Source organism: Oleiphilus sp. HI0079, assembly GCF_001635105.1.
This window is the reverse complement of the sequence record NZ_LWFT01000305.1, coordinates 1-1,038: the sequence shown is the minus strand read 5'-3', so window position 1 is coordinate 1,038 and position 1,038 is coordinate 1. Positions and strand designations below refer to the sequence as shown.

General features: G+C 43.3%; 2 protein-coding genes. Both read left to right on the top strand.

Annotation, left to right across the window (positions count from 1 at the left end):
* On the top strand, nucleotides 1-268 hold a 268-nt coding region (locus tag A3750_RS26755), incomplete at its 5' end, for a hypothetical protein (protein WP_231871708.1).
* Between the two features lie 89 nt (nucleotides 269-357).
* Nucleotides 358-756: a hypothetical protein gene (locus A3750_RS04190; RefSeq protein ID WP_068548036.1), complete on the top strand. Its 399-nt coding sequence runs from the start codon at nucleotides 358-360 to the stop codon at nucleotides 754-756.
* The last annotated feature ends 282 nt before the right edge of the window (nucleotides 757-1,038 follow it).

Genomic DNA, 1,038 nt, shown 5'->3' with positions numbered 1-1,038 from the left:
AGCGCAAATGGAGTTCATGGCTACATACGGAGGGCTATTCATTGGCCTTGGTGCATTCATGTTCTACTGTATTAAATCAAATGTTCAACTGGGCTTAGTCTGCGTGCTCCTTACCATGGGGGCAATGTTGCTAGCACGAACTGTTGGCTTCTTTTCGTTTGGCCAGGCCAACACTATTCAATATATTTATTTGGCTGGTGAACTATTTACAGTTTTACTTGTTGGTTTTATCTTGCTCAAAACTAACAGCCATGTACAACAAGCATAACCAAGCTATCAAAGATCGCCCAACAAGTTGGGCTGGACAGCCAATGCTGCGCATTGTCTGCCCTTTATAGCGGCGTTATAGGTCTTAAAATGTCTATAGATCAAATACCAACCATGTATCTCATACTATGGAGATACTGGGGCATTAACCAAGAGGCTGCTTCAACAGAGCTTAATCGTCGTGGCTTTGGTAATTTTGCTCGACTCCTACTTAAAGTGTTGGCACTTCCTTTTGTTTCGCATGATCGCTTTATATTAATCATACAAGCCGAGGAGCATATTGAAGGTATTGAGCATACAACTATTAAAAAGAGCGCTTTGTATTCTCTGGCTTGGTCATTACCACTAGTTGCAGGCACGGCATTCGTTATTTATCCAACACCTTTATTCTATCTTTATGCTTTCGGTGCATGGCCAATAAGCGGTATCTTTTTGGCCTATATGGGCTTCAGTATCCTCAGTGATGAGTCACAACCGAATGCCCTATAACAAGGCCAGCCAGCATCACTTTCTGCGGTCGCTGGACCTCGTTTCACTCGGCCGCTGCTGGCGGCGTTAGCTGTAAGGAAAGTCCATGGACTCGAAGATTCAGTCGATATTCAAGGAAATAGAATCAGTAATACTAGAATCAATAGCCACGGTTCATCCGAAACAGGATGAAGTTTATGCTTGCAGCTTTTGGCTTTTTTATTGTGATTACGAGCAAATTAATCCACCTTGTTTCGCATACAACAATGAGCCCGAACAAGCAGAAACCAGATGGAGTCCACC

Excerpts from the sequence above, each read along its gene's own strand:
- A3750_RS04190 (WP_068548036.1), top strand. The coding sequence starts at position 358 with ATGTCTATAGATCAAATACCAACCATGTATCTCATACTATGGAGATAC.